The sequence below is a fragment of the Ruegeria sp. HKCCD4884 genome, assembly GCF_013110855.1.
Taxonomy (GTDB): Bacteria; Pseudomonadota; Alphaproteobacteria; order Rhodobacterales; family Rhodobacteraceae; genus Ruegeria.
This window is the reverse complement of the sequence record NZ_WVRJ01000017.1, coordinates 21,953-46,320: the sequence shown is the minus strand read 5'-3', so window position 1 is coordinate 46,320 and position 24,368 is coordinate 21,953. Positions and strand designations below refer to the sequence as shown.

The window sequence follows — 24,368 nt, the reverse complement described above, 5'->3', positions numbered from 1 at the left end:
GGTCAATGGATTGTCGGTCGTTTGGTGACTAGAGCATCCATTCGACCGGCAGCCACCTGACCACGGCCGTCAGGGCACGCTGTAAATTGTTGGTTTCTGGATCCGCGGTATGAATGGTGACTGTCCCATCCTGCTCTACTTGCAGCCAGATCATCTCGCCGCTGTCGTTAAGTTCGACGCGATAAGAAAACTCAGGCCGGTTCAATTGCTCCGCAAGCGCCTTAGTTATAGTTGGGCTTTCGATCATAAGACCCATTTCTGTATTCAGCCGCGCGGACCTGGGGTCGAGGTTGTAAGAGCCTATAAAGATCCGTTCTCCATCCGATCCAAAGACTTTTGCGTGTAGCCCGGACGCCGATCCAGCCAGCATCTCGGGCAGGCTGCGCTCGCGATGCTCACGCCGCAAAGCTCGAAGCTCAAGTAGTTCTACACCACTGTTGAGCAAGTCTTCCCTGTAACGCATATAGGCCGCATGAACGGGCATTACATCCGTGGCATCCAGTGAATTGGTTAAAACGCGGACCTTCACTCCGGACTTTGCCAACCCTTCCAGAACCTCCGCCCCTCGTTCCCCCGGAATAAAATACGCAGAGACCAAGTCCAATGAGATTTGAGAGGTTTTGGCGAACTCGATAAGTTGTTCGACAATCAGGTCTTCTCTTTCGACTTCGCCCAACCCTTTTGACGGGTCGTCGACAAAAAGCGTGACTTCGCTCCACTCGAACTTCAGATCATGTGCCGCTATCCGGTCGGCCAGTTCATTATCCTGAATTGCCCTTTGATAACCTGCGCCAACCGCAGTCTGGCGCGCGGCGTCTGCCTTTGCTTTCAGACTTTGCTCCACATGAGGTGCCAAAAAGAGCTCGGCGTCGTACGAGGAGGCACTGTTCCAATATGCGTCGAAGGATTGCGATACCTCATCCACAATCGGGCCGATGGCTATCGCGTCTACATCTAGGTAGTGCGTTCCCGCCCCGTAATCGAAATAGATGTCACCAATGTTGCGTCCCCCAACTATCGTGGCGACCCCGTCAACAGTCATTGACTTGTTGTGCATCCGCCGGTTCAGCCGCCCAAAGTCAAATGCATAGGACAGAAGTTTTGGGTTCCTCAAAGTGAACGGATTGAAAATGCGTACATTTGCATGTGGCAGAGCGTTCAGTTCGGCGAGCAAATCATCCAATCCGGAAATGCCGTTATCGTCGACCAACAATCTGACGCGCACACCACGCTCTGCTGCTGCCCTAAGCTCCTCGAGAAGCATTAGGCCGGTAACGTCATCTTGCCAGATGTAATACTGAGCATCGATTGAGGATTTCGCTTCTCTCGCGAGGATCGCCCGTGCCGCAAAAGCTGCGCGTCCATTGCCCAAAGGCCTTACACCGTCGAGCCCGGGGTTACGCTCAAGTGCATTTTTTATTGTTGCACCTAATGGCCCGTCCCAATCGGCATCTTGCTTAAACGTGGGCTCAGAAAAATTTTCTTCGGGAAGTGGAAAGGTCCACCTTAACCCGACTATGGCCACTGCCATCATCGCCACCAAAATCAAACATATTCTGATTAGCCGCATTCAGGGTTCCATAAATGGCGCTTCGGATTATCCTTGCAGCTGAGATTGGCCTATCCACAGATTGTTTTTCAAGAGTTTGGATCGGAGCAATAGACTGAGCACCAAAGTTTGTTCGCTTTGGGCTCAAGGCAGACGTTCGCTCAATTCCGCTCAATGATTGCAATGCGGACAAAGCAGTCATTCGTAGAATCTCTAAAGACGAAGATGCAAATGCGTGATAGCTCCAGGTTATGGCCACGACATCTGCGCGAAATCGAACGCCCATACCTTACGCATTTGCGGTTATTGGTGTTCTTTTTGCTTCAATCTGTTTCGGGCTGGTTCCCTACTTCAGCCGCAGCCTGACCGATCAGGGCGTTGCACCCTATGCGGTCGCATTCTACCGATACATTGTTGCGGCTCTTCTTCTGCTTCCTGTTCTCATTGTGCATCGAAAAGAATGGCGAGAGATCATTTGGGGTCTCTCCGCCGGAGCCGTAATGGGGCTTGGCTGGATCGGATATGTAACGGCGCTGGAGACGCTGCCCGCATCGACAGTAGGTGTGCTCTACATGACCTATCCGGTGTTCACCTTAGTTATTGCTTGGGCTGTGTTTGGCGATGCACCCACGCGACGCGCCATGTTGGCCGCTGGTCTGATTGTGGTGGCAGCCGTTATTGCTGGCTCGCCTGCGTCATTGGCTGCGGAACACCTACCAAAACTGCTGCTATCCCTTGCCGCCCCATTTGGGTTTGGCTTCGGAATTTGCGTCCTGGTCCACAGGTTGTCACGGATTACGCCGTTGGCACGTATCGCGTCAGTTTCTCTCGGGTCTGTACTGGGCCTCGCACCGCTCATCCTTGGTGCTGAGGTTGAAGAACTTCTCCCAAGGGAACAATCCGATTGGCTTTTCATTGTTGGTATTGGTCTGGTGACCGCTTTCGTGCCCCAGCTTATGTACACGATATGCTCACCTGTTATTGGGGCTTCCCAAACTGCGGTCGTCGGAAGCATCAAATTACCCACGATGTTTGCAGTGGGATGTCTTGCCTTTGGCGAAGCCATCTCCTTTTCTCAGGCTTTTGCATGTGCCTTAGTGCTGGGCGCAATCGCGATCACAAGGAGTAGAAAGACGCGCACCGTATCTACCGTGCTCGCAAAATCACCAAGGCGGTGGTACTGGGCTCGGTGCTGCCGTTCTCTGAGGTGAGCATCACTGGCTGCTTGCGGCTCGAAGCGGGTAGCGAACGTTATGTGCTAAAGGACCGACGTTGACCGGGGGAAGATGTCGGTCCATTTTGTTGTAGTGAACTTTCGTTTAGCAAAGGACCTCCGGCTTATGAGGCACTTTTTGATCGTTGCAAGCATTGGCATTTCTTCGGTTGCAACGGTATCTACGGCCGATAAGTTTTCGGATCTTGGCAAAGACCTCTTTGTTGAGCATTGCGCCAGATGTCACGGATTCGATGCAACAGGAAAAGGGTCTGACGCCAATGAATTAAAAACACAGCCTGCTGATTTAACAAAGATTTCCGAACGCAGGGGGGGCGTGTGGCCCATGTTGGAGGTCATGTCGATCTTGGACGGTTATTTGAAAGTTCAAGAACCTCGCGATGACATGCCCATAATCACTAAGTTGAATGACGGCCCTACTGTCGAATTCGATACGGGGAATGGTTTGGTTACGCGTATTCCTTCCAGACTTATCGAAGTTGCTGAGTATTTGGAGAGTATTCAGTCTCCGAAGCCGGAACGTTATGTTCCGTGAAGTTCTGATCAGCATTTGAGTACGCTAAAGAACACTGCACTGGGCTGCGTTGGGCAGGTGCCGACATTACCAAGAAACAACGAATAACCGCTCTAAGTCCAAGGCGGACTACACCAATGCTCTTAGGATCAGGATGCATAGATTTTCGCTGCGCGGCGTGATTCACGGCTCCAAAAACGGAGTGATGACATGAGCGACCTTTATTGGCTTGTCTGACGTCAGCACCAATGGGACAGTTTAGGTCGATTTGATAAGAGAGGGTTTCTGGCTCATCGTAAACGCCAAGGAGTGCAGATGAGATAGGTCAAAGCGTTAAGCATTTGATCCAGTGGATCAAATGTAGCGCATGACCGGAACCAAGCAGAGCCACGGCGATAAAGTTGTCAAAGACATCCGCCGCGCGACGCGCAAGCAATATACAGCTGAAGAGAAGATCAGGATCGTGCTGGACGGTCTGAAGGGCGAGGACAGCATTGCGGAGCTGTGCCGTCGAGAGGGCATCGCCCAGAGTCTGTACTACAGCTGGTCCAAGGATTTTCTGGAAGCCGGCAAGAAACGTCTGGCAGGCGACACGGCACGTGCTGCGACATCGACCGAGGTCAAAGGCCTGCGCCGTGAGGCCCGCGATCTGAAAGAAGTTGTGGCAGAACAGGCCCTGGAACTGCGCCTGCTCAAAAAAAGCATGATCGCGGATGGGGGCGACGACGAATGAGGTATACCGCATCCGAAAAACTGGAGATCATCCGCCTCGTCGAAGGTTCGCATCTCCCAACCAAGCGCACTTTGGAAAAGCTGAGCATCCCGAAGTCCACCTTCTATCGCTGGTACGACCGGTATCTGTCGGGTGGTCCTGAGGCACTTGAGGATCGTAGTCCCAAGCCATCACGGGTCTGGAACCGCATTCCCGCGCCAGTGCGCGAGAAGATCAAGGATCTGGCCTTGAAGGAAAGTGAGCTTTCCCCGCGTGAGTTGGCTGTTCGCTTCTCCGACACAGAAAAGTACTTTGTGTCAGAGGCTTCGGTCTATCGCATCCTCAAGTCTTACGACCTGATCACCAGCCCGGCCTATGTGGTTCTATCGGCGGCCGACGAGTTCCGGGACAAAACTACTCGGCCGAACCAACTCTGGCAGACCGACTTCACTTACCTGAAGGTCATCGGCTGGGGCTGGTTCTATCTATCGACCATCCTCGATGATTACAGCCGCTACATCATCGCCTGGAAGCTCTGCACGACGATGAAGGCCGGTGATGTCACCGATACGCTGGACCTGGCTTTGCAGGCTTCGGGCTGTGCCCAGGCGACCGTCTTCCACAAGCCACGGCTGCTCAGTGATAACGGATCCAGTTATATCTCTGGTGAACTTGCTGAATGGCTGGAAGATCAGGAAATGGATCATGTCCGAGGGGCACCATACCATCCGCAAACTCAGGGAAAGATCGAGCGCTGGCACCAGACCTTGAAGAACCGCATCTTGCTGGAAAACTACTACCTGCCCGGTGATCTCAGGCAGCAGATCGATGCTTTCGTCGATCACTATAACCACCGGCGCTATCACGAGAGCCTGCAAAACCTCACCCCGGCCGATGTCTACTTCGAGCGCGGCCACACCATTTTGAAACAACGAGAAAGGATCAAACGGAAGACAATCGAAACCCGGCGCTTGCTCCACCGCAAATCCGCCGCATAATCAAACCAAACAGATGCGCCAGATCCTCTCTTAGCTCAGGCGGCCATCTGTCCCAAAATCCCTGACGACGGACACGCCCATGAAGCCGACAATGCCGAGGCAATCTATAGTCACACTAAGAATGGAGGGTTTTCCGCCGACTTGGTGGTCGAGATAAAAAACATCTTTGGACCCGAGACCGCCGCCGCAAAGAAACCAATCTGAACTGGGGCTGACAGAAGTAAGCCTCTTAAAGCGCCCGCTGACAACATACACTTGCGCCTCTAAATTGCGATAGCTTTGGCGAAGCCCGCAGGTCCACTTGGGGCTCCGTGCTGCCGTTCTCTGCGGTAGTCAAAATTGGCCACCCGAAGCCCAAAGTAGACCTTTTAGTCCAAGCGTGGTGACCTGCGATATGCGGGCATTGTTGCCGTTCTTCGCATCGTTTCGAATGCCCGCTGTGCCCATAGTTCGCGATACGTGAGGAAATGAAAAAGCTGAACGCCACTTTACTAAACAACCTTCAAACTGTGCTGTATCAAAGAACTCAATGTGGTTTTAATTGGCAGAGAGAAAACGAAGAGGCGTCGAGCTGTTCAATGGGAAAGTCCAATGCATCAATGCTGAGCCCCAGCGCTTTCACGTAGTCTCCGATGCGCGCGCTACCATAAAGGTGTTCGAGCACAGAAAAGCCCTGCTCAGTAGCAAAGTCGGATACCTCTTCGGGGGCCACATTGAACAGGAACGGTTCTCCCGCACCCGCAACAGCATTTCCGATGTCGTCGCTTTCGCCCATCGACTGGGAAACACTTGCGGTAAACGCAAAACTTGTCAGAAACCGGGTCGCACGCGACCGGTTGGATCTCACCATCTGATAGACTTCAGCGACCTCAGCAGGCGGGACATACTCCAGTGAGACTTCCGCGATAAATACGGTTCCGGCGTTGTGGTCATAGCCGAGTTCCAAAAGTTTTTTCAGTGTCGTCTCACGTGCAAAATCAACTGCGGTATAGCGGATATTCGGCGGAACACCGAAGTTTTGAGAAATCAGCATGCGTTTAGCGTCTATCGTTTCAGGCCGATCAACTTCAAACACAGGGACTTGGCTATAGCTGCCGAACAAGCGCAGGCCAATTGTGTCAAGTCCGGAACCAAGGACCACGATTTGTTGAGCACCGTCGGCCATAGCTTGTTCGGCCCGGCTCTGCATGAAAGTCTTGCGCCACAAAACGGAGGCTATAAGTCGTCGAGCTATACCCTTTTCGTCTGCGAAAGTGAGCACGGATGGCCAGTCGGTCAATCCGTCTAGAATGCGCTGACCATGGACCGCCCCCTCGGCAAAAAGCCGCTCCGCAAAAGGATCGTAAAAGACATCGCGATAGGCCGGATTTCTATTCACCATCGCGCAAAAGGCACAGACGCCGAGGGCCGTTCGGCTCAAGCCGCGTTGGGTTGTTTCTGGAACATAGAACACAGTGGTTTCCCCACGACTTTAGTATCAAGGGTTTTAGAGGTCATCTATTTTTGTCCAAGTCAAAGATGGGGGGATCCAATCTCGCATAAGCGATGAGAAAATACGGGTTACGTATACGGCCAAGGTCAAAGTGGTAGTATTGTAGAACCATCAACCCTTTTTGCGCACCACGACGATAAATTGGGTCATCGAAAAGAAGAAGCGCCCAACTTTTGCAAGGCTGTGTTGCTCGTCGAACCACGATTGCGCAACAGCGGGATCAACATGGTCATTTGCAACAGCGTATTGCCTCATGAGGTGCATCATCATGATTGCGAGGCCATCAGGCTTCAACTGGTGATCCGTCATTGTGAACGGCACGACATCTTCCACATAGTCGCCGCGAGCCTTTATCAGTGCGGGCAGTCTTTCCGGGATGGAACCACTCACAAAGTGTTGGTTCCAGGAAGTCAGCATCTTTTGCATTCTTTCGGGCTCGTCGCTGAACCAGATCAAGCTGCCAAAGTGCAGATCGCTGATGACAACGCGTCCGCCGGGTTTGACGCACCGTAGCGTGTCATCCAGTGCACCGTCTACGTCTTCGATGTACTCAAAGACCTGCACCGAGACGGCCTTGTCAGCACTCTCATCCTCAATGGGCAAGCTATTTGCGGCACCAGCACGAAACTCCACGTTTGCGTAGTCGCTGCAACGTTCTTTTGCGGCTGCTGTCATGTCGGCGCTTGGGTCGATCCCGATGACATTACCATCCGAGCCAACTGCCCGGGCCAACTCCGCTGTTAACAGCCCGTTGCCACAACCGATGTCCAAAATAGTTTCACCGGGAGCCGGGCACAGCGCATCAAATGAAGCTTGTCTTCGCTGCGTCAATTCAGCTCCTTGATAGGCGATTTCAAGTAATCTCGTTGTCTCCGCGTCAAATTTAAGCAACTCGCTCCCCTTACAAAAACCACAAGTCCCCAAACCTTATCAGAAATTGGGTTATCTGGGAAAAGCAGGACGGATCGTTGAGTCTTGAGCATGGATCCACCAACAATAAATGAATGCGCCGACTTGATCCGACGAATGATTTAACCTCGAGAGCGAAGGACGCAGCTGGCGTTTTATCGGACCAGCTTTTTGTCGTCGTTCGAACGAAAGAACAACATCAATTCAAGGGATGTCGAGGCCGTTCTCTCTTCCGAAATCGGTATAGAAGCTGTCACTGCGGTATCGGGACAAAGTGGCCTCGTCCGCTTCTCTTGGGTCGGTGCCGGGGCTTTGAACACCTGTTCCTTCTATGAAGCGGTTCACGAGATTGAAGACACCACAGACCTGGATAGCATCGAACAGCGCGCTCTCTGACCAGCCTGCCGCGTAGACCGCATTTGCGTCGGCTTCTGTCATTCGTGATGGCGAGACGGTGAGCTTTTCAATGTATGCCAGTAACGGTTTGAGATGGTCATCGATTGGTGCCGTATCGCGGTCTTCCATCAGTGCCTCGATTGTCTCGACCTCAATGCCGTAGGCTTTGGCGAAAACGATGTGCGCCCCATGGCAATACGCACAAGCATTCAAGCCCGAAACATAAGCTGCTATTAATTCACGTTCAGCAACTGAGAGGTCGCTCTCGCCCCTCATCACAAGGCTTTCGTATGCACAAAGCGGAGAAAGCTTGTCTGGAAAGGTTTTATAGACACTTCCCAGTGTCGCGTTCTCCGGTAGAGATGGAAACAGGCGTTTCATTCAATTCTCTTTCAATCTTGCTTTGGAAATCCTCGTCTCACGTGAGGAACCAACGGTCTTTACGCAACCTTAACGCAATTCCGGGTTCCGCACAGAGATTCTGTTGGAAACCTGCAAACGGCAGGTTTGCCTGACGACACCACCAACATGTTGGTTGTTTGGTTAAAGGCAATTTCATTTGAGCCATTCTCGTAAGTCTGCAATGTCCGGGTTACTTCCAAACCGGAGCTTCACATCCAAGCGTGGTGATTTCCGTGTTGCGGGCGAAGCAGCCGCTACAACTGATCATATGTATGACCGTTTCCGCTTCCAGTCTCACTCCGTGCCTCTTACGAGGCTATTGGATTGCAAACGCAGCCCTCACTAAGCATGGTCTTTGGACGCTCTGTCGAGAACTCGTGCCAAAAGTGCTTTTGGGAGGAATTGATTTATGTCGGAAAGGTCATTGTTTGAGAGTTTGGACCCACCAAAATGGGAGAACACGCGTGAGCAAGCACATCAGATTGTGGATGTCGCTATTGACCATACACGAGACGTTCGAGATCGTCCCGTTTGGTCTGAAACACCGGAAGGGGTGCGTACAAGATTCCTGACCACTTTTCCTGTAGAATCGACGCCATTGGCTGAGGTGTTGGATGAAGTCAAAAAACGGTTCTTAAGTACCCCATGGGCAATATCCATGATGTCAGCAGTCAGATTGGACTTTTCCGCCAACTAACACTTTTGGGGCCTAGCAGCGTCGTGCGACAGCTTCCGTTTTAAGTGGCGCTGAAAACGTGTAATTTGCGCTCATTGCGGGCGTCAAAAATACGGGCACCCTACCCTTCTAGCGTGGCAACTGCATGGTCGTGAGAGGTATGCGGTCGATGCATGTTGAGGATACGTCGAGCTTCATTCGATTGTCCCGATATTGCCAGCGCATGCGCCAATGAAAACTCAATAATGTCGCGTTGCGCACGGCTACCACCAAGGCGTTCGTGCTCAGACATGATACTTACGAATTTCTCAATCGCTTCGTCCGCATTTCCATCCGCCAACGCACGGAATGCGCCCGCTACCGAAGCAACGGTGGGGCCTGCGGGTCCCTTTGCGCCGTCAATGGTTGCTTCCAGACGCTCTCTTTGTCCCGCCATCGCATGCGCAAGAGCAGCGTGAACATCCGCAAAAGCCAAGCCAGGTGAAGGAAAGAACTGAACAGCATAGTCGCTGAGTTGTTGCCAACGCTCCTGAGGAATTTGCTCGCCAGCCAAAAAGGCGCGGTGAACAATTGCTACACTATCAGTCAAAACGTTAAGTGGCGGCGCAGGAGGTCGGTCGGGGGAAACATAATCATCGAACAGCTTCCACATACCTGCCACATCGCCGCTCTCAAGCGCCCACAGAGCGACGTGCCAGCTGAGATGGCAGTGCAGATACGCTGTGAAGGGATAGTCTTGCCAGAACTCGCGAAGATAAGCGTAGCCAGCGTCCGTCTCCCCGTTCTCATAGTAGAGATGGGCCCTGACATGTGCACTGTGTGCGCTGTCTGGCTTCAACTCAAGTGCGCGCTCAATGTTTGCCGCGGCCGGGCCGATCTGTCCGGCCTCCATCTGGGCAAATGCATGCTGGCAGAGAAACCACCAGTCGTCGCCATAAGGCGGCTTCAACATGGTTGTGTAAGCAAGCTGCTCCGCCTCGCGACCAGCCCGACCTGAAAACCCTATTAAGCCAAATACGCTGGTACATGTCTGAGCAAGCAAAATATCTCGCGGATGGTCTGTGACGTGATCTCGGATGCGCCTGTAAGCCTGCGGTGCACGCCCCTCAATGAGATCGCTGATAATGTCGATCTGGGCGGCTTCGCGCGGGCTGACGCCATGCGACAGTTCCTTTGCGACGGCTATTTCACGCTTTGCATCTTGTGCACGCCCGACAGTAACAAGGTAGCGCGCAAGCCCGACATGGGGCATGGCAAAGCTATCATCTGCCTGCATTGCAGAACGGTAAGCTTCTTCAACATCATCAAAAGCACCCAGAAATCGGTCGATGCCTTCAACGTAGGCGTCTCGCGCAGTTTGTGATGTGGTCGTTAGCGGGCTTCCGTACCGATCTTCAAGCATCCAAACCTTCCACTTTCTGTACCAAACCTGTCCGTCAGTGAGCTATATGAGCATGCCTACCCATAAACGAGTCAAAGGAAATCGACGTTACGAGGCGCCATGATTTCAGCATCCGTTTCTTTCAGAAGTCTCATGAAATCATCAACATGCCATTTAAATCATATTTGCTTTATCAAATCCCGATTTTCCAAAATTGGACTCCGAAAGCAATTTTGGGGATTATTCCGTACGGCTCGACCCGCGTCCGGTTAGAGGAGAAAGTAGGTATGACAACCCAAACTCGCCCGCTCATTGATACGGCTTGGTTGGCAGATAACCTGACTAACCCGAAACTACGCATCATTGATGTTCGCTGGAAGTTTAGGGAGGAAAACGGCAAGGGCGTGGCCTATGACGATAGGAGCGAGTTCCAGGCCGAGCACATTCCTGGCGCAGTGTATGTTGGCATGTCGACAGAGCTTGCAGACAGCACTCAGAACACTCCCGATATGATGCTCGGGCCAGAGGATTTTGGGAAAAAGATGCGCGAGTTGGGTGTTTCTAACGACAGTCATGTCGTGGTCTACGATGATTCCGGGCTTCCATTGGCGTCTGCGCGTCTTTGGTGGGCACTCTCGCACTATGGCCATAAAAACGTGCAGGTCTTGGACGGCGGCTTGCAGCAATGGAAACTCGAAGGTCGACCCACTGAAACTGGCGATCTAACCGTTGAGCATGGTGACTTTGAACCAACAGTGCAGAGCAATTGGATTGCCCGCAAAGCTGATGTCTTGGATGCGATGGGTAAGCCCGGAGTCAGAATTGTGGACTTTCTACCAAACAACCTCTTCCGAGGCGACGGAGTTCACACATGGGGAGGTCGCTCGGGACATATTCCCAGTGCCGTCAACATACCGGCGATATCGAACATCGATCCGGATTTGGCACACATACCCATTGCCGAACGTGCAGCTAAACTAAAGGAACGTGGTTCATTCAAGTTGGCGGATCATTCCAAGCTCCTTAAGCACTATCAGGACAAGGGAATTCAAACTGACGATGAGGTCATCGCCTATTGCGGCCGTGGCATAGCTGCTTCTTGTGGGCTCCTTGCGTTGCGCCAAATGGGGTTCGAAAAGTCCCGCCTGTACGATGGTTCATGGGCTGAGTGGAGCGCCGATGAGAGCCTTCCGGTTGAAACCTCGTGAGACTACGATTTTGGGTCACTTTGGGCGGTCCAATTATTGACGCGTTGCTAGGAGGATATTTTTGATGACGGACAATTTCCGGCTGACCAAAGAGGCTGCGCAGAAGTACAACAACCATAGTGTGCCTGCGATGTTCGGCCCATTGGCTGAAGCAACAATGCAGAAGGTTCAGCTTCGAAGCGGCACTTGTGTTATCGACATCGCATGCGGCACCGGGGCTTTGACGCGAGAGATTGCAAGGAAACTGACGGGCGAAGGCCGGGTTGTTGGCGTAGATCTGAACGAAACCATGATTGAGGTCGCGCAGTCCAATCAGCCGGATTGTCGTCATGTGCTCGAGTGGTATGCAGCAGATGTAACCGAGTTACCTTTCGGAAATGCTACGTTTGACTATGCCTTCATACAACAGGGGCTTCAGTTCTTCCCCGACAAATCCGCCGCTTTGCAAGAGGTTCATAGGATCTTGCGCAATGACGGTCAGCTATTTTTGACATGTTGGCGCGCAGTGTCGCCCTTCAAGGGAGCGCTTGCAGAAGCTCTCGAACGGCATGTTGGAACAGATGCCGCAGTCAAAGCCAGAGCGCCTTTTTCGTTTCGAGATGGGGACCTCATTTCGAACTTGTTGGTCGATGCAGGCTTCAAGATAGCTCGTCACGAGCCATTGGTACTTGAGCGAAGATTTGTTGATCTTCGCGCGCAAATCATGGCGCTGCCAATCGAAACCGATCTTAGGGATGCAGGTGCTGACGTCACCAACAAGGTCGTGGAAGAGGTTGCAGACGCTTTGTCTAGATATGACAAAGAAGGCGTATTGCACGTACCGCAAGAAGCGCACCTATTTGTCGCCGCGGCATAGGTCAACGACCACTGACTTAGTTCTACATTACGATCTTTGCCATGGCCGAAAGATAATGCGGCATTAGTGGCGGCAGAGCCTGGCTCCGCGTTGACGGTTGAGTCTGCATCAAACTATACTTTTGCCATGGCTAGCGGAAAATATATCGACGATTTGTCGGTTGGCGAAACCTTCGAAACCGGAGGCGTTACGCTGACCGAGGGAGCGATTATTGACTTCGCACTGGTTCATGACCCGCAGCCCTTCCACGTTAACAAAGTGGCTGCCGCAGAGTCGATTTTTGGCGGTCTCATAGCCAGTGGATTTCAGACAATAGCGCTTACTTTCAGGTTGTTCCGCGACACTGGTGTACTTACCGGCACCAACCTGGGTGGACATGGTATGGACGAGGTACGGTGGCTGGCTCCGGTGTATTCAGGCGACACGATCAGCGTGCGCGTCACGGTTGAGGCGATTACACCATCACGTTCGAAGCCAGACCGGGGAACGGTCAAATTCCGATACCTGACATTTAACCAGAACGATGTTGAAGTTCTTAACCTGGTTATGCACCACGTGATGGCATATCGGAGTTAAGGCAGTTTGCAGCGACTTGGGCGCGGCGATCAATTTGAACTCCTATTGTCATCTTCAAGTGTATCCTTGGGCTTGCTACATAAGGCTTCTATTCGCAATTGCGGTCGTGGCGTACATGCAAAAGAGCGTACCCGCAGCCCTTATGCCTTAACCATTACTTGTAGATTGCCGCATAGCGAGGTGCGAAGAACTTGACGAAAGCTCTAACCTCTGGCCGACGATAAGCTTCTGGCGAAATGAGCATTAGGTGCGGCACCGCAAGTTCGGGGATTTCGTCGAAACATCGGATAAAAGACGTGTCTGTTTCAACCAGCTTGACATTGCTGATCCCAAGGCCTTGCCCTGACCTGATCGCCGCATGCATTAGTTCCAGTTCAGTGAAAGACATGACGATCTGGTCCAGCTCTACGTGATTGGTCAACCATTCGTGGAATACATTCGGTACATCGTCCCGCTGAAAGGTAACAAACTGATGCCCGGCCAGATCATTCGTTGACCTCGGTAAGCCAAACTTGTCCGCGTAATTTCTACCGCCGAACAAAGACCAGCGAGCCGTGCTGATTTTCCGGCAGATAAGATCGGGATCAGGATCGGTTCTTGCAAGGCGCAAAGCAATGTCGGCCTCTCCGGCCGTCAGGTCCAGCGCTCGAACGCTGGATAAAAACTCGAATGCGACATCCTGATTGTCGGCGGAAAACTCGTTTACGATTTTGATCATGCGTGCGGAGAAATTTGCCGAATAAGCGGTGATACGGATGGGTTGCGTCGACGTCAAAACTTTCGCGCAATCGGCAAATTCAAGGACTGAAGCCTCGATTGCTTCGGCGAGAGGAACGAGGCGAAGGGCTTCTGGGGTTGGTTTGAACCCGTGCGTACCGCGCTCAAAAAGCATTAAGCCTGTTTCTCTTTCGAGAACATCAATGCGTCGGGCAACCGTTGGTTGGGAGACCTTTAGCTTTCTAGAGGCCGCAAGCGTCGACCCTTCTCTGAAGACAGAGAGGAACACACGAATATCCGACCAATTTCGGAACCCGTTCTTCATTTTTGTAGAACAGCACAATTTTGTGCCGGATACCAGAAAAACAGGTGAAAAGTTACTGTTGTTGCGACACCGCAAGTAACTCGGAAAGGACCATGAGATGGCTTCCCATACAATGTCACCCAGCATCTGGACCGTATTTGGTGGACTGTTCGGTTGGACCAAAAGAGCCTGCCCCGAAACCCGTAAGCCGCAGCCTACAGCCAACGATCTTCACGCGGAACGCGACTATATTAATGACGTGATCTGGAGTGATCCCGCTGCGTTTTCGAGTGAACTGGACGTGCAGACCATGATGAGTCTGTATCCAGGAAGGTTCTGACGACACTTGGTGACAATCGGCCGAATAAGGCGATTAGATCCCGCCAAATGCAGCTGCAAGCTGGAAGTGGCAGTCACGCACCTGTGTTGTAGCCATTGAGTTATTTCCAACACGAGACCTTCTCGTGCAACCTGGCGCCTTGTTTGACGATATTGAAGTGAGCCACCTGCTGGTAAAGTTCATTGCCCTCACCTCCGCATGTTCGTTGTTTGGTGAAAGGCAATTTCCTTTGATCCGTTCTTGTAAATTTGCAAAGGCCGCTATCTGGGCTGCAAGCGCAGAAACTAAAAGACGTCTCTGGATCGCAGATCGAACTTTGCAAAGCCTGCTGCAAACGCATCGCAGACCTTCGCGAGAATCCAAGCTAATGGGCCGAACCCAAGGTTCCTCAGGGAGGCTCTTTGCGGGGTTGAGCGCCGTAAAGCGCCATAAACGCAACGATTACGCCAAAACTGATTGAATTCCTCGCTTTTGCAGCCAAATGCGCAGCGCAAAACTTTTGGCGAACAACGCAAACTTATGAGGTGCGCATAACGCTGCGCTTCTGCTATTGATTTCATTTATGAAATTCAAGTGTGCTCGCCCATAACTTTGTGCAACGTTTGCGCATAATTTTGCACGATTTTCCCAAAAGTTTGCACACACCCCCAGGGTGATCAATTACATCCTTCCGAAAGTATCTTTGAGTTCTGCGGCTTGAGCTACATCCAGCATTCGGGTTGGCATACCTCGCAGTGCCAAGAGTAACTTGGCTGTTTCTTCCAGCTCTTCTGCTGCACAGACCGCTGAGAACAGATCCTTCCCTGAAACGACAGGCCCGTGATTGGCCAACAGAACCGCACTAAATTTCCCACCCAGTTCGCGGATCAAATCACCGGACTTCGGATCACCCGGGTTAACGTATGGAACAAGTTTGACCGTGCCTACACGCATGACCACGTATGGTGTAAGCGGTGGAATACAGTCATTGGGATCGGTGTCTTCCAGGCAGGACAGAGCAGTGGCCCAAGTCGAATGCAGATGAACCACGGCGCCCGCTTCTGGCCGCGTCTCATAGAAGGCTTGGTGCAGAAAGACTTCCTTGGTCGGCTTGTCGCCGGAGACGTGGTGCCCATCCAAATCAATCTTGGCGATGCGCTCGGGATCGATATTCCCCAAGGTGGAGTTGGTTGGTGTCATGAGGATCCCGTCATCAAGACGTGCCGAGACATTGCCCGCAGTGCCGACGGAAAATCCACGCACAAACAGCGAGGCGCATAGCTCTGACATCTGCTGCCGCAAAGCCGACTCATCCGAACTCATTTGCCTGCCTCCATCATTCTGAGCGCCTTCGCGAAAAAGTCCGGAGCGCCAAAGTTTCCAGATTTTAGAGCCAGCGCAATGGGTTCAGTTTTTCCGACGCTCAGGACAGGTACGCCCGGGTCGATCTCTGGACCAATTGACATGGCAGGAGACCCCAGTGCCTCAGATACGACCTTGGCGACAGCTCCCGACGTCTCCCCTCCGGCAACGACAAGGCGCTTATAGCCCGTTTGGACAAGTTCCCGGGCAGTTTCAGCAAAGAGATTGTCCAGCTTTTCCGCCACAGCTTCCTGACCGAATTGACTTTGGATCGCGCGCACCTCTTCCGGGCTTCCTGATGAGTAAGCGAGGGGGGTCTCACCTGAATGCTTTTTAAAGAAATCCAGAAGCGTTTGCGTGTTCACATCCCCGGACATGACAGCCGGAACATCAATGGCGAAGGTTGGATTGAATTCCGCATGAACATCGATCTGCCCGCGTGTCGCACCTGAACATGATCCTGCAAGTATCGCGGCAGGTCCTGCGAAACCAGTGAACGCACTGCCACCTCTTTTGGAGGAAGCTTTTCTGACGAAGTTTCTGGGTAGACCCAATGCTATCCCGGACCCCCCGGTAATGAGCTTGGCATCCTTCAGAGCCTCGCCCCAGGCCAGCAAATCTTCGTCCGAAATCGCATCGCCGATTACAAAGCGTTCGTCGGCGTTCTGCAAAGCAGCAGCAATCGCCTCCGATCCTTGCTTCACGGAGTCAATTGACACCAGCCCAACCGCTTCTTCGGTCTGATGCTGCAACCATCGCCTGATGTTGGGATCCGTCATCGGAGTAAGTGGGTGGTTTTCCATCCCGGACTCGTTCAACGGCTTGCCGAGCACAAAAAGATGGCCGTGATAAACAGTGCGACCCGTGGTTGGAAAGGTCGGGCAGAAAATCACTTTTTGCGCGCCCAGTTCTTTGGCCAACGCTTCCGCAACGGGACCGATATTTCCCTCCATCGTGGAATCAAAGGTCGAGCAATACTTGAAGATGAACTGCTTGCATCCTTGATCCTTAAGCCACCGCAGGGCCCGCAAGCTGTCCGCTACCGCTTCCTCAGTCGGTGCGTTGCGGCTCTTGAGTGAGATCACACCCGCTTCGATCTCATCGTCGGCTGGGGTCGTTGGAATACTTGGGAACTGAGCCGTTCGTAATCCACCCTCCGGCTCAACGCCCTTCGTCAAGGTGTTCGCAATATCACTCGCACCAGTGAAGTCGTCCGCTATGACACCGATTTTCATAGTTCAATGTCCCGCATCGGCCCTGGATCCAGCCTATGGATATGCGGTGCCGCGCCTACGGGAAATACCGCACGCACAAGCGGATCGTGGCCGGGCACGATAAGCCTAGGATGCGAAGCCAACCTCTCGAGTGTCTCGAAACCATCCATCATGTCTTGCAGGTCGACGACGATAGGAAAGGCTTTGCGCGCCATGAAATTCTCGTAATAATGCGAAGCATCAGAGGCGAGTACCATCCACCCGGCCGCCGTTCTTACGCGCACGCATTGCAACCCGCGCGAATGCCCTCCGATGCAGTGCACCGTGACCCCATCTGCAATCTCGGCTTCTCCGTCGTAGAAGACGACTTTGCCCGAATAGAGACGCTTTACGACCTCGCAGACATGGTCAGCCGTGAAAGGCGCACGCAGGTGATCATGGCACATGCAGGGACCTGTAGCGAAGGCCATTTCCGCGGACTGCATATGCAATTTCGCGTTGGGGAACATATGCAGCCCCCCTGCGTGGTCATAATGAAGATGGGTCACGATGACCTCGGTCACCGCTTCCGGCGCAATGCCTAGGGGCAGCAAAGCCTCGCGAGGGTCCATCGCAATGGGACGACCACGGGCAGCGGCCTCATCGGAGTCGTAGCCAGTATCGACCAGAATGACTTTGTTGCCGCGTTTTAGCACCCAAACGAAATAATCCATCGCATGAGGCGCGTTGTGATTATCATCGATGATGAAACTATCAGCTCGCGTCCGGGCGTTGCGATCCGCGTATTTCACGGCATGGATTTCCCAATCGTTCATCGGATGACCTCGGAATACTTGTGAACTACCTTGGTGGCGATCATATCAGCCACTGCCGTATCGAAGGACTGAAAATGCGCGCTTTCTAGATGGGCAGAGAACGCCGCGCTGTCATCATAAACCTCATAGAGAAAAACTGTCTCAGGATCGTCGCCGAGGCAAACGTCGAACTGCTGGCATCCGGGTTCTTCACACAAAGAGGTTGAAGCGTTTTCAACCATCAGCGGCAAAAAGATGTCTCTCGTACCGGGCTTGAGAGTGAAGGTGACAGTAACCGCAATCATCAGACAGAAATTCCTTTTAGGCGTGAGAAAGCGCGCTTTGCCACGGGCAGTTGGCTGAGGATCAGACCAACGTTGAGCACCAGTAGAATGGCCGCACCGGGTCGCGAAAAGAAGACCGAAAGATCCCCGTCAGACAAGAACAGCGACCGGCGGAAGGTTTCATCAAACAGGCTACCCAGAATAACCCCGATAACCAACGGGGCGATGGGGTACTTCATCAGGTTCATGAAATAGGCAACGGCGCCGACGCCAAGCATCAGGTAAAGATCATTAATACCACCACCGACGCTGAAGGACCCGATTGTTGTCAGAACCATCACAACCGGCAAGAAGATGGTCTGCGGGATTGCGAGTATCTTGATAAATACCCGAGCTGTGAACAGGCCCATCAGGAACATCGTCAATGAGGCGAGAACAAGGATCGCAACCACGCGCAGAATGATCTCGGGATCAATCGTCGGGCCAGGGATCACGTTGTTTATTTTGAAAGCGCCCATCAAAGCGGCCGCAGGTGGTGAGCCGGGAATACCCAACACCAAAAGTGGGATTAGCGCTCCGCCAATACAGGCGTTATTTGCAGTCTCGGAGCACAGCAGGCCTTCCAATGACCCTTTGCCAAACTTGTTGCCCTCGGCAGAGACAGTCTTACCGACACCGTAGCTGACCCAACCGGCGACATCTTCGCCCACGCCGGGAAGCGCTCCTACCCCGGTCCCAATCACCCCTGACCGGCCAATGGTGGGCAGGTAGCGCCGAATAGAGCTAAGGTTCGGAAAAATACGGCCTTTCAGGGCCAGAACTTTCCCGGCGTCAACGTGCCTCAAACCGTCGATAATTTGGGGAATGGCAAAGGCTCCCATCAAGACTGGCACGACCTGAAACCCGCTCATCAAGTAAGACCAGCCGAAAGTATAGCGCGGTTCAGACAAAAGAGGGTCGAGCCCGACCATGGACATCGCAAGCCCGATTAGACCGGCGATCCATCCCTTAATCACTAGGTCTTCGCTCATCAAAGTGCCAGAAAGCAGAATGCCGAACAGGGCCAGTAGTGCTTTCTCCGGGCTTGCGATGTTCTTTGAAACCAAAAGCAGCGCCCAGACAAAAATCAAAAGCGTAATGGTCCCGATAACTGTGCCAATGAAACTGGCCGTCGTGGTCAGTCCCAGTGCTTCGCCCCCTCGACCCGCTTTGGCCAGAGGGTAGCCATCCATTGCCGTCGCCGCGCTGGCTGCGGTGCCCGGAATGTTCAGCAAAATAGACGGGTAAGAGCCGCCGTAAATCGCGCCGACATAGGCCCCGAGCAATGCGATGAGAGAATAGTCGAGCGGGATTTTGTTGCCGAAGAAACCCGTCAGGATCGTCACGGCCAGGGTTGCCGTAAGGCCGGGCAATGCGCCGAACGTGATGCCCAGGAACACGGATGCAATCAAATACAGATAGGTCAGCGGGTCCACTGCCAGGCCCACGAATGCAGCCCCAAATCCAGCCAGTTGCGAAAGAATAAAGTCCATCCGGTCAATCTTTCCATAGCGGACGAAGCGTCACGTAGTAGTGGTATTCGATTTGCTTGAAGATCAGCCCGCCGCGCGCGGGCACGTTCTGCCGAAAAACAAAGGCCATCGCACAAACGAGGATAAGCGGTGCAAGTATTGCCACCAATGGAACGAACCGCAAAACGCGTTCGGAAGCCGCTTTGGTCAACACCACTAGTGTTAACGCGACCCACAAGGCCAGTGTGAACCAATCATCACCGTGTGCATTCCAATCCGCCTGAGCAGGAAACGCGGCGAACGCAAACAAACCGGCGACGACAACTGCGACACAGGCCACCAAAGCACGCCGCGCATGACCACCGTAGTAGCCGTAAGTCAAAGCTGTAATCAGCAACCCAGAACACAGTATGAAGTCCACTCTGGGGACCAGTCCGACGACATATGCAAGAAGCATCAGGCCGATTGTTGATGCTCGATAGGCTTCCGACTTATCCCATCCGATCCCCAAAGCACTGAGCGCGTTTTGGGCTCCACCTGAACGGATCGAAATAGCCAGCAAGACGAAGGACAAGCCAAGCAATCCACCGAAGATGGACAGCGGTACAATTGCAGCCGAGTTGTACCAATCAGATCCACTTACACCTGCGCGGTTTTCACCCCAAAGCGGGATGTCCGACGTCTTCCAAAGGAAAAAGGTGGAAATTGCTATCAGACCAATCGATGCCCAAAAATCGCGCGCCCGCATGATCAGTGTATCGTCAGGTTTGTCCATTGCCTGCCTCTTGTCGGAAAGGGCGCGATCAGGCGCGCCCTTTCAAAAGTGATCGGATTATGGCTTCTCGATACCCAGCGACGCCGGGTCGACGGTCGCTGCGCCCAGATCTTGCAAGGTATAGGCAAAGGTAGCTTCGAGGTTCGCAAACAGCTCTTGAGCTTCTTCGCCGTGTTGACCACCGACATCATAATTGTTTGCAGAGGCCCATTCAGCGACGGTATCGGACGCAATCGCCTGCTCGAAGGCATCACCAAGCGCGGCCTTTACGTCGTCCCCGGCTGAACTGTGAACTGCAAAACCGATGGCCTGTTTGAGCGGCAAATATTGGTCGAGACCGTCATAGATGCCAAAGGCAGATGGCACCGTAACTCCTGCAATCTGCGCATCTTCGGGCGTCAACATCGCGAGCGGTTTAAGTTGACCGCCTTCGATCAACGGAGCCTGTTCAGCTAGAGAAGTCACAACCAACGCAACTTCACCCGCTATCGCTGCTTCCTGCCCGGGCGCTGAGCCTTTGTATGGAACAAACTTGAATTCTGCACCGGATCCTTTTTCGATGGCCAGAAGGTTCAAGTGGTGGATCGAACCTGCGCCGGAAGCCGCAGCCGGAATAGTCCCAGGAGCAGCTTTCGCAGCGTCAACCAGTTCTTCTAGAGTATTGTAAGGACTCTCCGCCGGAACCGAGATCAGATCAGGTGATCCGCCAACGATGAACGGATACCAAAAATCAAATTTCTTATCCCAACCACCTTGCACAGCAGCGGTGACGTTCGACTCTGACAGACCAACCAATGTATAACCATCGTCTGGTTGGTTCATGACATAGACCATCCCGTTGGAGCCTGCGACACCACCTGTTTGATTGATCACATTGATCGAGACCGGAAGGTGTTTTTCCATCTCGGCCATGATCATTCGGTTGATCGTATCCGTGCCACCTCCGGCCCCCCAGACCACAGCTGTTGTGATATCGCGATATGGATAATCCTGTGCAGCAGCTGCGCCTGCGATCCCGGTCGCCATCACGGCTGCGGCCGCCAACCGCCCTAGCTTTAGTTTCATTTCCAAGTCCTCCCAAACAGCTTCGCGTTTATTATTGCATTTATTTGCGTATACATTAAAGAATGCATTGTCAACGGACTGTAGTGAAAGCTGCTATCGCGCTATGAATGCGAAACGGGAAGGAAGCGGGCTAAGATGAAAAAGAATTATGATGTGGCAGTTTTCCACGGCGACGGGATCGGCCCTGAAATTATGGCCCCTACGCTTGAAATTCTGCGCCAGCTCTCAGGCGAAAACCCCAGCTACGAGTTGGCGTTTTCGGACGCGCCGGCAGGCGCCTCCCACTACGCAGAAACTGGAGAATCGTTTCCAGCGGGATCACTTGAAACGGCTCGCAACGCCGACGCAATTCTGCTGTCTGCAATGGGTTTGCCGGATGTTCGCTACCCGGACGGAACTGAGATTTCACCGCAGATTGATCTGCGAAAGCAGCTAGGACTTTTCGCTGGGGTGCGGCCAGTAAAGGTAAGCAGTGGACAAATGACCCCCTTGGCACTGCCTCCCGGTAAAGAGATCGACTTTGTATTGATACGCGAAAGCACAGAAGGGCTGTTCTTCACCCAAGGCGCTGGCGAAGTCTCCGAACACGAAGCACGTGAAACCCTGCTGATCACTCGTGAGGTGTCCGAAAAACTGTTCCGGTTTGCGTTTGACCTGGCGAAAAACCGGAAAATATCTGGGCGCGGGCCAGGGCGGGTTACATGTGTCGATAAAGCCAATGTATTCAGGGCCTTTGCGTTCTTCAGATCAATGTTTGACGCCGAAGCTGCCAACTATCCAGATTTGCAGGCAGACCATGCCTATGTCGATGCTACAGCTCTTTGGATGGTGCAGAAGCCTTGGGAGTTTGATGTCTTGGTGACCGAGAACATGTTCGGAGACATCCTCTCCGACCTTGGTGCAGGTCTTATGGGCGGTCTTGGACTGGCTCCGTCAGCGGATATCGGGTTGAATCACGCTGTATTCCAACCCTGCCATGGTTCCGCTCCAGACATTGCAGGACAGGGTATTGCCAACCCCTTTGCGATGATCCTGTCCGCAGCAATGATGCTTGAATGGTTGGGTTTGACCCATGATCACCCAGGCCTGTCCAACGACGGCGAACGATTGCGTGAAGCCGTGGAAAAGGTGACCGCGAACGGACAGAACCTAACGCGTGACCTAGGTGGCACCGCCGGAACGCAGGACGCGGCCTCATCGGTATTGGAAGCATTGCGGGCATGAATACTCAACAAGCCATCAGGGTCGCGTGTGTAGGTGCGGGATATTTCAGTAGGTTCCACTACGAAAGTTGGTCCCGAATGCCCGGAGCGGTTCCGATTGCATCCTGCAACCGTGATATCAACAAGGCGAAGGAAACAAGGCTGGCCGCATACGATGATCTGTCAAAAATGCTGGAGGTGGAAAAACCAGATCTCGTGGACATCATCCTTCCACCGTTGGCGCAGGCCCACGCCATCCGAACGGCACTGCGCTCTGGCATCAAATGGCTGATCTGCCAGAAGCCTTTCTGCACGTCTTTGGATGAAGCAGAGAAGATCGTGTCCGAGGCTGAAGCGGTAGGCGCAACTATTGTCGTACACGAGAACTTTCGCTTCCAGCCTTGGTATCGTGCGATCAAGGTGGCGATGACCGAGGGTCGAATTGGATCACCTCTACAAGCGACTTTCCGGCTTCGGCCCGGCGACGGACAGGGACCACGCGCCTACCTTGACCGGCAGCCATACTTTCAGGACATGCCGCGTTTCCTCGTTCATGAAACAGCAGTTCACTGGGTAGACACATTCCGTTTTTTGTTCGATGCGCCCAGCGCAGTTTATGCGGACTTGCGCCAAGTTAACCCCGTTATCGCGGGGGAGGATGCAGGTTTCATCCTGTTTGACCACCCCAACGGTTTGAAAGCTCTGTTCGATGGCAACAGATGCCTTGACCACAGTGCGGAAAACTTGCGTCAGACCATGGGCGAAGCTCTCATAGAGGGAACGGAAGGATCACTGGTTCTCAACGGCGACGGTTCAGTTGACCTCCGCGCTTTTGGAAAACAGGAGCGACAGCAGATTTTACCTCCGAGCGATCATGATGGGTTTGGAGGAGACTGCGTACACGCCTTGCAAAGTCACGTCGTTTCAGGCCTTGTAAAGGGCACGCCGCTGGAAAACACGGCTCGCGACTATTTGGACGTGATCCGAATCGAAGAGAGCATCTATCTCTCGGCTGCGGAGGGACGAAAGATCAACTTGGGGACGCCGTGAAGGTTCAAGACGCAAAAACTCTTTCCAATACGCAACGCGCTGTTAGGGATTTGCGACAGATGATCCTGTCCGGCGAACTTGCAGCCGGAACTGACCATCTGGAATCGGAACTCGCGGAAACCCTTGGAATGTCCCGCACCCCGATACGGGAAGCTGCGCTGATGTTGGAAAGTAAGGGCTTGCTTGAAATGCGGCCCCGAAAGGGCGTGCGAATACTGCCTGTTTCATCAGATGATATGCGTGAAATCTACGACATACTGACGGAACTCGAGAGTCTCGCAGCACAGCGCGCTGCCGAAGCGGGCTATTCCGAAGATGAACTGGCGGTCCTTGCTGGATCAATTGCAAAGATGGATCAAGCCATCGAAGCCGAAGACCTTGAAGCCTGGGCCGAGGCCGACGAGTTGTTTCATCAGGAACTCGTTCGGTTGGGCGGCAACAAACGGGTCGAAGCGATTGTTGCAATGATGAGCGACCAGGTGCGCCGCGCACGCGCAACGACGTTGTTCATCAGGCCCCTACCCGTCAAATCCAATGAAGATCACCGGGTTGTTTTTCAAGCGATTAGTGAAGGTCGACCGGGTGTTGCCCGTGAACGTCATCGAGAGCACAGGCTGCAAGCGCAGGCTATGCTCTGCGGGATACTCGAGAAGCACCGACTCAACAGCCTCTGATCTTCTCGCATCCAGTCGTTAATCAACTAAAATAACTGCTTCTTTTCGGCACCAAAGGCGCTCCGAGTACTTGTCCACCGCGGTAATCGGCGGTTGCGTCCGGCGGCTCTAATATTCTTTCTTCATGGTCACTCAACCAATCACTGCATCAATTGGGGTTGCAATAGTACGATTTCGAATTAATTTAGTTCGAT

General features: G+C 53.1%; 23 protein-coding genes. 10 read left to right on the top strand and 13 right to left on the bottom strand.

Annotation, left to right across the window (positions count from 1 at the left end):
* Positions 1-28: 28 nt before the first annotated feature.
* Positions 29-1,540 (bottom strand): phospholipase D family protein, encoded by a 1,512-nt coding sequence (locus tag GS636_RS20240; RefSeq protein WP_371808756.1) that lies wholly within the window; start codon positions 1,538-1,540, stop codon positions 29-31.
* A 260-nt stretch (positions 1,541-1,800) separates the two neighbouring features.
* On the opposite strand from GS636_RS20240, the gene GS636_RS20235 reads away from it, so the two are divergent.
* The 3 genes from GS636_RS20235 (at position 1,801) to GS636_RS20225 (ending at position 5,007) form a co-directional block, all read left to right on the top strand.
* Complete coding sequence (locus GS636_RS20235; protein WP_171672043.1) at positions 1,801-2,760, top strand: DMT family transporter; 960 nt, start codon at positions 1,801-1,803, stop codon at positions 2,758-2,760.
* 141 nt (positions 2,761-2,901) lie between these two features.
* Complete coding sequence (locus tag GS636_RS20230; protein ID WP_171187956.1) at positions 2,902-3,318, top strand: c-type cytochrome; 417 nt, start codon at positions 2,902-2,904, stop codon at positions 3,316-3,318.
* Between the two features lie 346 nt (positions 3,319-3,664).
* Positions 3,665-5,007, top strand: a protein-coding gene (locus GS636_RS20225) for an IS3 family transposase (RefSeq protein ID WP_171672041.1) whose coding sequence is annotated in 2 segments (ribosomal slippage) — positions 3,665-3,992 and positions 3,992-5,007 — 1,344 coding nt in all. Because the reading frame shifts where the segments join, the coding sequence is not laid out codon by codon here.
* Between the two features lie 526 nt (positions 5,008-5,533).
* On the opposite strand, the gene GS636_RS20220 is transcribed toward GS636_RS20225, so the two are convergent.
* The 4 genes from GS636_RS20220 to GS636_RS20205 all read right to left on the bottom strand — a co-directional run bounded on the left by GS636_RS20220 (position 5,534) and on the right by GS636_RS20205 (position 10,284).
* On the bottom strand, positions 5,534-6,460 hold the full coding sequence (locus tag GS636_RS20220; RefSeq protein ID WP_171187958.1) for an SAM-dependent methyltransferase: 927 nt from the start codon (positions 6,458-6,460) through the stop codon (positions 5,534-5,536).
* Between the two features lie 150 nt (positions 6,461-6,610).
* Positions 6,611-7,390: a methyltransferase domain-containing protein gene (locus GS636_RS20215; RefSeq protein ID WP_171672039.1), complete on the bottom strand. Its 780-nt coding sequence runs from the start codon at positions 7,388-7,390 to the stop codon at positions 6,611-6,613.
* A 222-nt stretch (positions 7,391-7,612) separates the two neighbouring features.
* Complete coding sequence (locus GS636_RS20210; protein ID WP_171672036.1) at positions 7,613-8,185, bottom strand: carboxymuconolactone decarboxylase family protein; 573 nt, start codon at positions 8,183-8,185, stop codon at positions 7,613-7,615.
* Between the two features lie 818 nt (positions 8,186-9,003).
* The gene (locus tag GS636_RS20205) at positions 9,004-10,284 is read right to left on the bottom strand and encodes a tetratricopeptide repeat protein (RefSeq protein ID WP_171672034.1); all 1,281 of its coding nucleotides are present in this window, start codon (positions 10,282-10,284) and stop codon (positions 9,004-9,006) included.
* Positions 10,285-10,430: 146 nt separating this feature from the next.
* Here GS636_RS20205 and GS636_RS20200 point away from each other — a divergent pair, with 146 nt between their 5' ends.
* From GS636_RS20200 to GS636_RS20190, 3 genes are all read left to right on the top strand, one after another.
* Entirely contained in the window at positions 10,431-11,471 is a 1,041-nt protein-coding gene (locus tag GS636_RS20200; protein ID WP_171672031.1) for a sulfurtransferase, read from the top strand.
* Positions 11,472-11,535: 64 nt separating this feature from the next.
* Positions 11,536-12,327 carry a class I SAM-dependent methyltransferase gene (locus GS636_RS20195; RefSeq protein WP_171672029.1) on the top strand — a complete coding sequence of 264 codons (792 nt, stop codon included), beginning with the start codon at positions 11,536-11,538 and terminating at the stop codon, positions 12,325-12,327.
* Positions 12,328-12,453: 126 nt separating this feature from the next.
* Positions 12,454-12,903 (top strand): MaoC family dehydratase, encoded by a 450-nt coding sequence (locus tag GS636_RS20190; protein WP_171672026.1) that lies wholly within the window; start codon positions 12,454-12,456, stop codon positions 12,901-12,903.
* A 154-nt stretch (positions 12,904-13,057) separates the two neighbouring features.
* On the opposite strand, the gene GS636_RS20185 is transcribed toward GS636_RS20190, so the two are convergent.
* The gene (locus GS636_RS20185; RefSeq protein WP_171187968.1) at positions 13,058-13,909 is read right to left on the bottom strand and encodes a LysR family transcriptional regulator; all 852 of its coding nucleotides are present in this window, start codon (positions 13,907-13,909) and stop codon (positions 13,058-13,060) included.
* 133 nt (positions 13,910-14,042) lie between these two features.
* On the opposite strand from GS636_RS20185, the gene GS636_RS20180 reads away from it, so the two are divergent.
* Positions 14,043-14,264, top strand: a complete 222-nt coding sequence (locus tag GS636_RS20180) for a hypothetical protein (protein ID WP_171672024.1) — start codon at positions 14,043-14,045, stop codon at positions 14,262-14,264.
* Positions 14,265-14,924: 660 nt separating this feature from the next.
* Here GS636_RS20180 and otnC read toward each other — a convergent pair.
* The 7 genes from otnC to GS636_RS20145 are packed head-to-tail and all read right to left on the bottom strand — an operon-like array spanning position 14,925 to position 21,248.
* A complete protein-coding gene (gene otnC / locus GS636_RS20175) occupies positions 14,925-15,566 on the bottom strand; it encodes a 3-oxo-tetronate 4-phosphate decarboxylase (protein ID WP_171672021.1) in 642 nt (213 codons plus the stop codon).
* Positions 15,563-16,840, bottom strand: a complete 1,278-nt coding sequence (gene otnK / locus GS636_RS20170) for a 3-oxo-tetronate kinase (RefSeq protein WP_171672018.1) — start codon at positions 16,838-16,840, stop codon at positions 15,563-15,565. Before otnK ends, otnC begins: the two co-directional genes overlap by 4 nt.
* Positions 16,837-17,634 carry an N-acyl homoserine lactonase family protein gene (locus tag GS636_RS20165; protein ID WP_171672016.1) on the bottom strand — a complete coding sequence of 266 codons (798 nt, stop codon included), beginning with the start codon at positions 17,632-17,634 and terminating at the stop codon, positions 16,837-16,839. The genes otnK and GS636_RS20165 overlap by 4 nt, the downstream gene beginning before the upstream one ends.
* Positions 17,631-17,918, bottom strand: coding sequence for a putative quinol monooxygenase (locus tag GS636_RS20160; protein ID WP_171672014.1), 288 nt, complete (start codon positions 17,916-17,918; stop codon positions 17,631-17,633). Before GS636_RS20160 ends, GS636_RS20165 begins: the two co-directional genes overlap by 4 nt.
* A complete protein-coding gene (locus tag GS636_RS20155) occupies positions 17,918-19,429 on the bottom strand; it encodes a tripartite tricarboxylate transporter permease (protein ID WP_171672012.1) in 1,512 nt (503 codons plus the stop codon). The genes GS636_RS20160 and GS636_RS20155 overlap by 1 nt, the downstream gene beginning before the upstream one ends.
* 4 nt (positions 19,430-19,433) lie before the next feature.
* Positions 19,434-20,183, bottom strand: coding sequence for a hypothetical protein (locus tag GS636_RS20150; protein WP_171672010.1), 750 nt, complete (start codon positions 20,181-20,183; stop codon positions 19,434-19,436).
* A gap of 57 nt (positions 20,184-20,240) precedes the next feature.
* A complete protein-coding gene (locus GS636_RS20145) occupies positions 20,241-21,248 on the bottom strand; it encodes a tripartite tricarboxylate transporter substrate binding protein (protein ID WP_171096422.1) in 1,008 nt (335 codons plus the stop codon).
* 135 nt (positions 21,249-21,383) lie between these two features.
* Between GS636_RS20145 and GS636_RS20140 the strand changes: the two genes are divergently transcribed.
* From GS636_RS20140 to GS636_RS22930, 3 genes are read left to right on the top strand one after another with little or no spacing between them, the layout of a single operon-like run.
* A complete protein-coding gene (locus GS636_RS20140) occupies positions 21,384-22,472 on the top strand; it encodes an isocitrate/isopropylmalate dehydrogenase family protein (protein ID WP_171672008.1) in 1,089 nt (362 codons plus the stop codon).
* Complete coding sequence (locus GS636_RS20135; RefSeq protein ID WP_171672005.1) at positions 22,469-23,500, top strand: Gfo/Idh/MocA family protein; 1,032 nt, start codon at positions 22,469-22,471, stop codon at positions 23,498-23,500. The genes GS636_RS20140 and GS636_RS20135 overlap by 4 nt, the downstream gene beginning before the upstream one ends.
* On the top strand, positions 23,497-24,174 hold the full coding sequence (locus tag GS636_RS22930; protein ID WP_171672003.1) for an FCD domain-containing protein: 678 nt from the start codon (positions 23,497-23,499) through the stop codon (positions 24,172-24,174). Before GS636_RS20135 ends, GS636_RS22930 begins: the two co-directional genes overlap by 4 nt.
* Positions 24,175-24,368 lie beyond the last annotated feature (194 nt).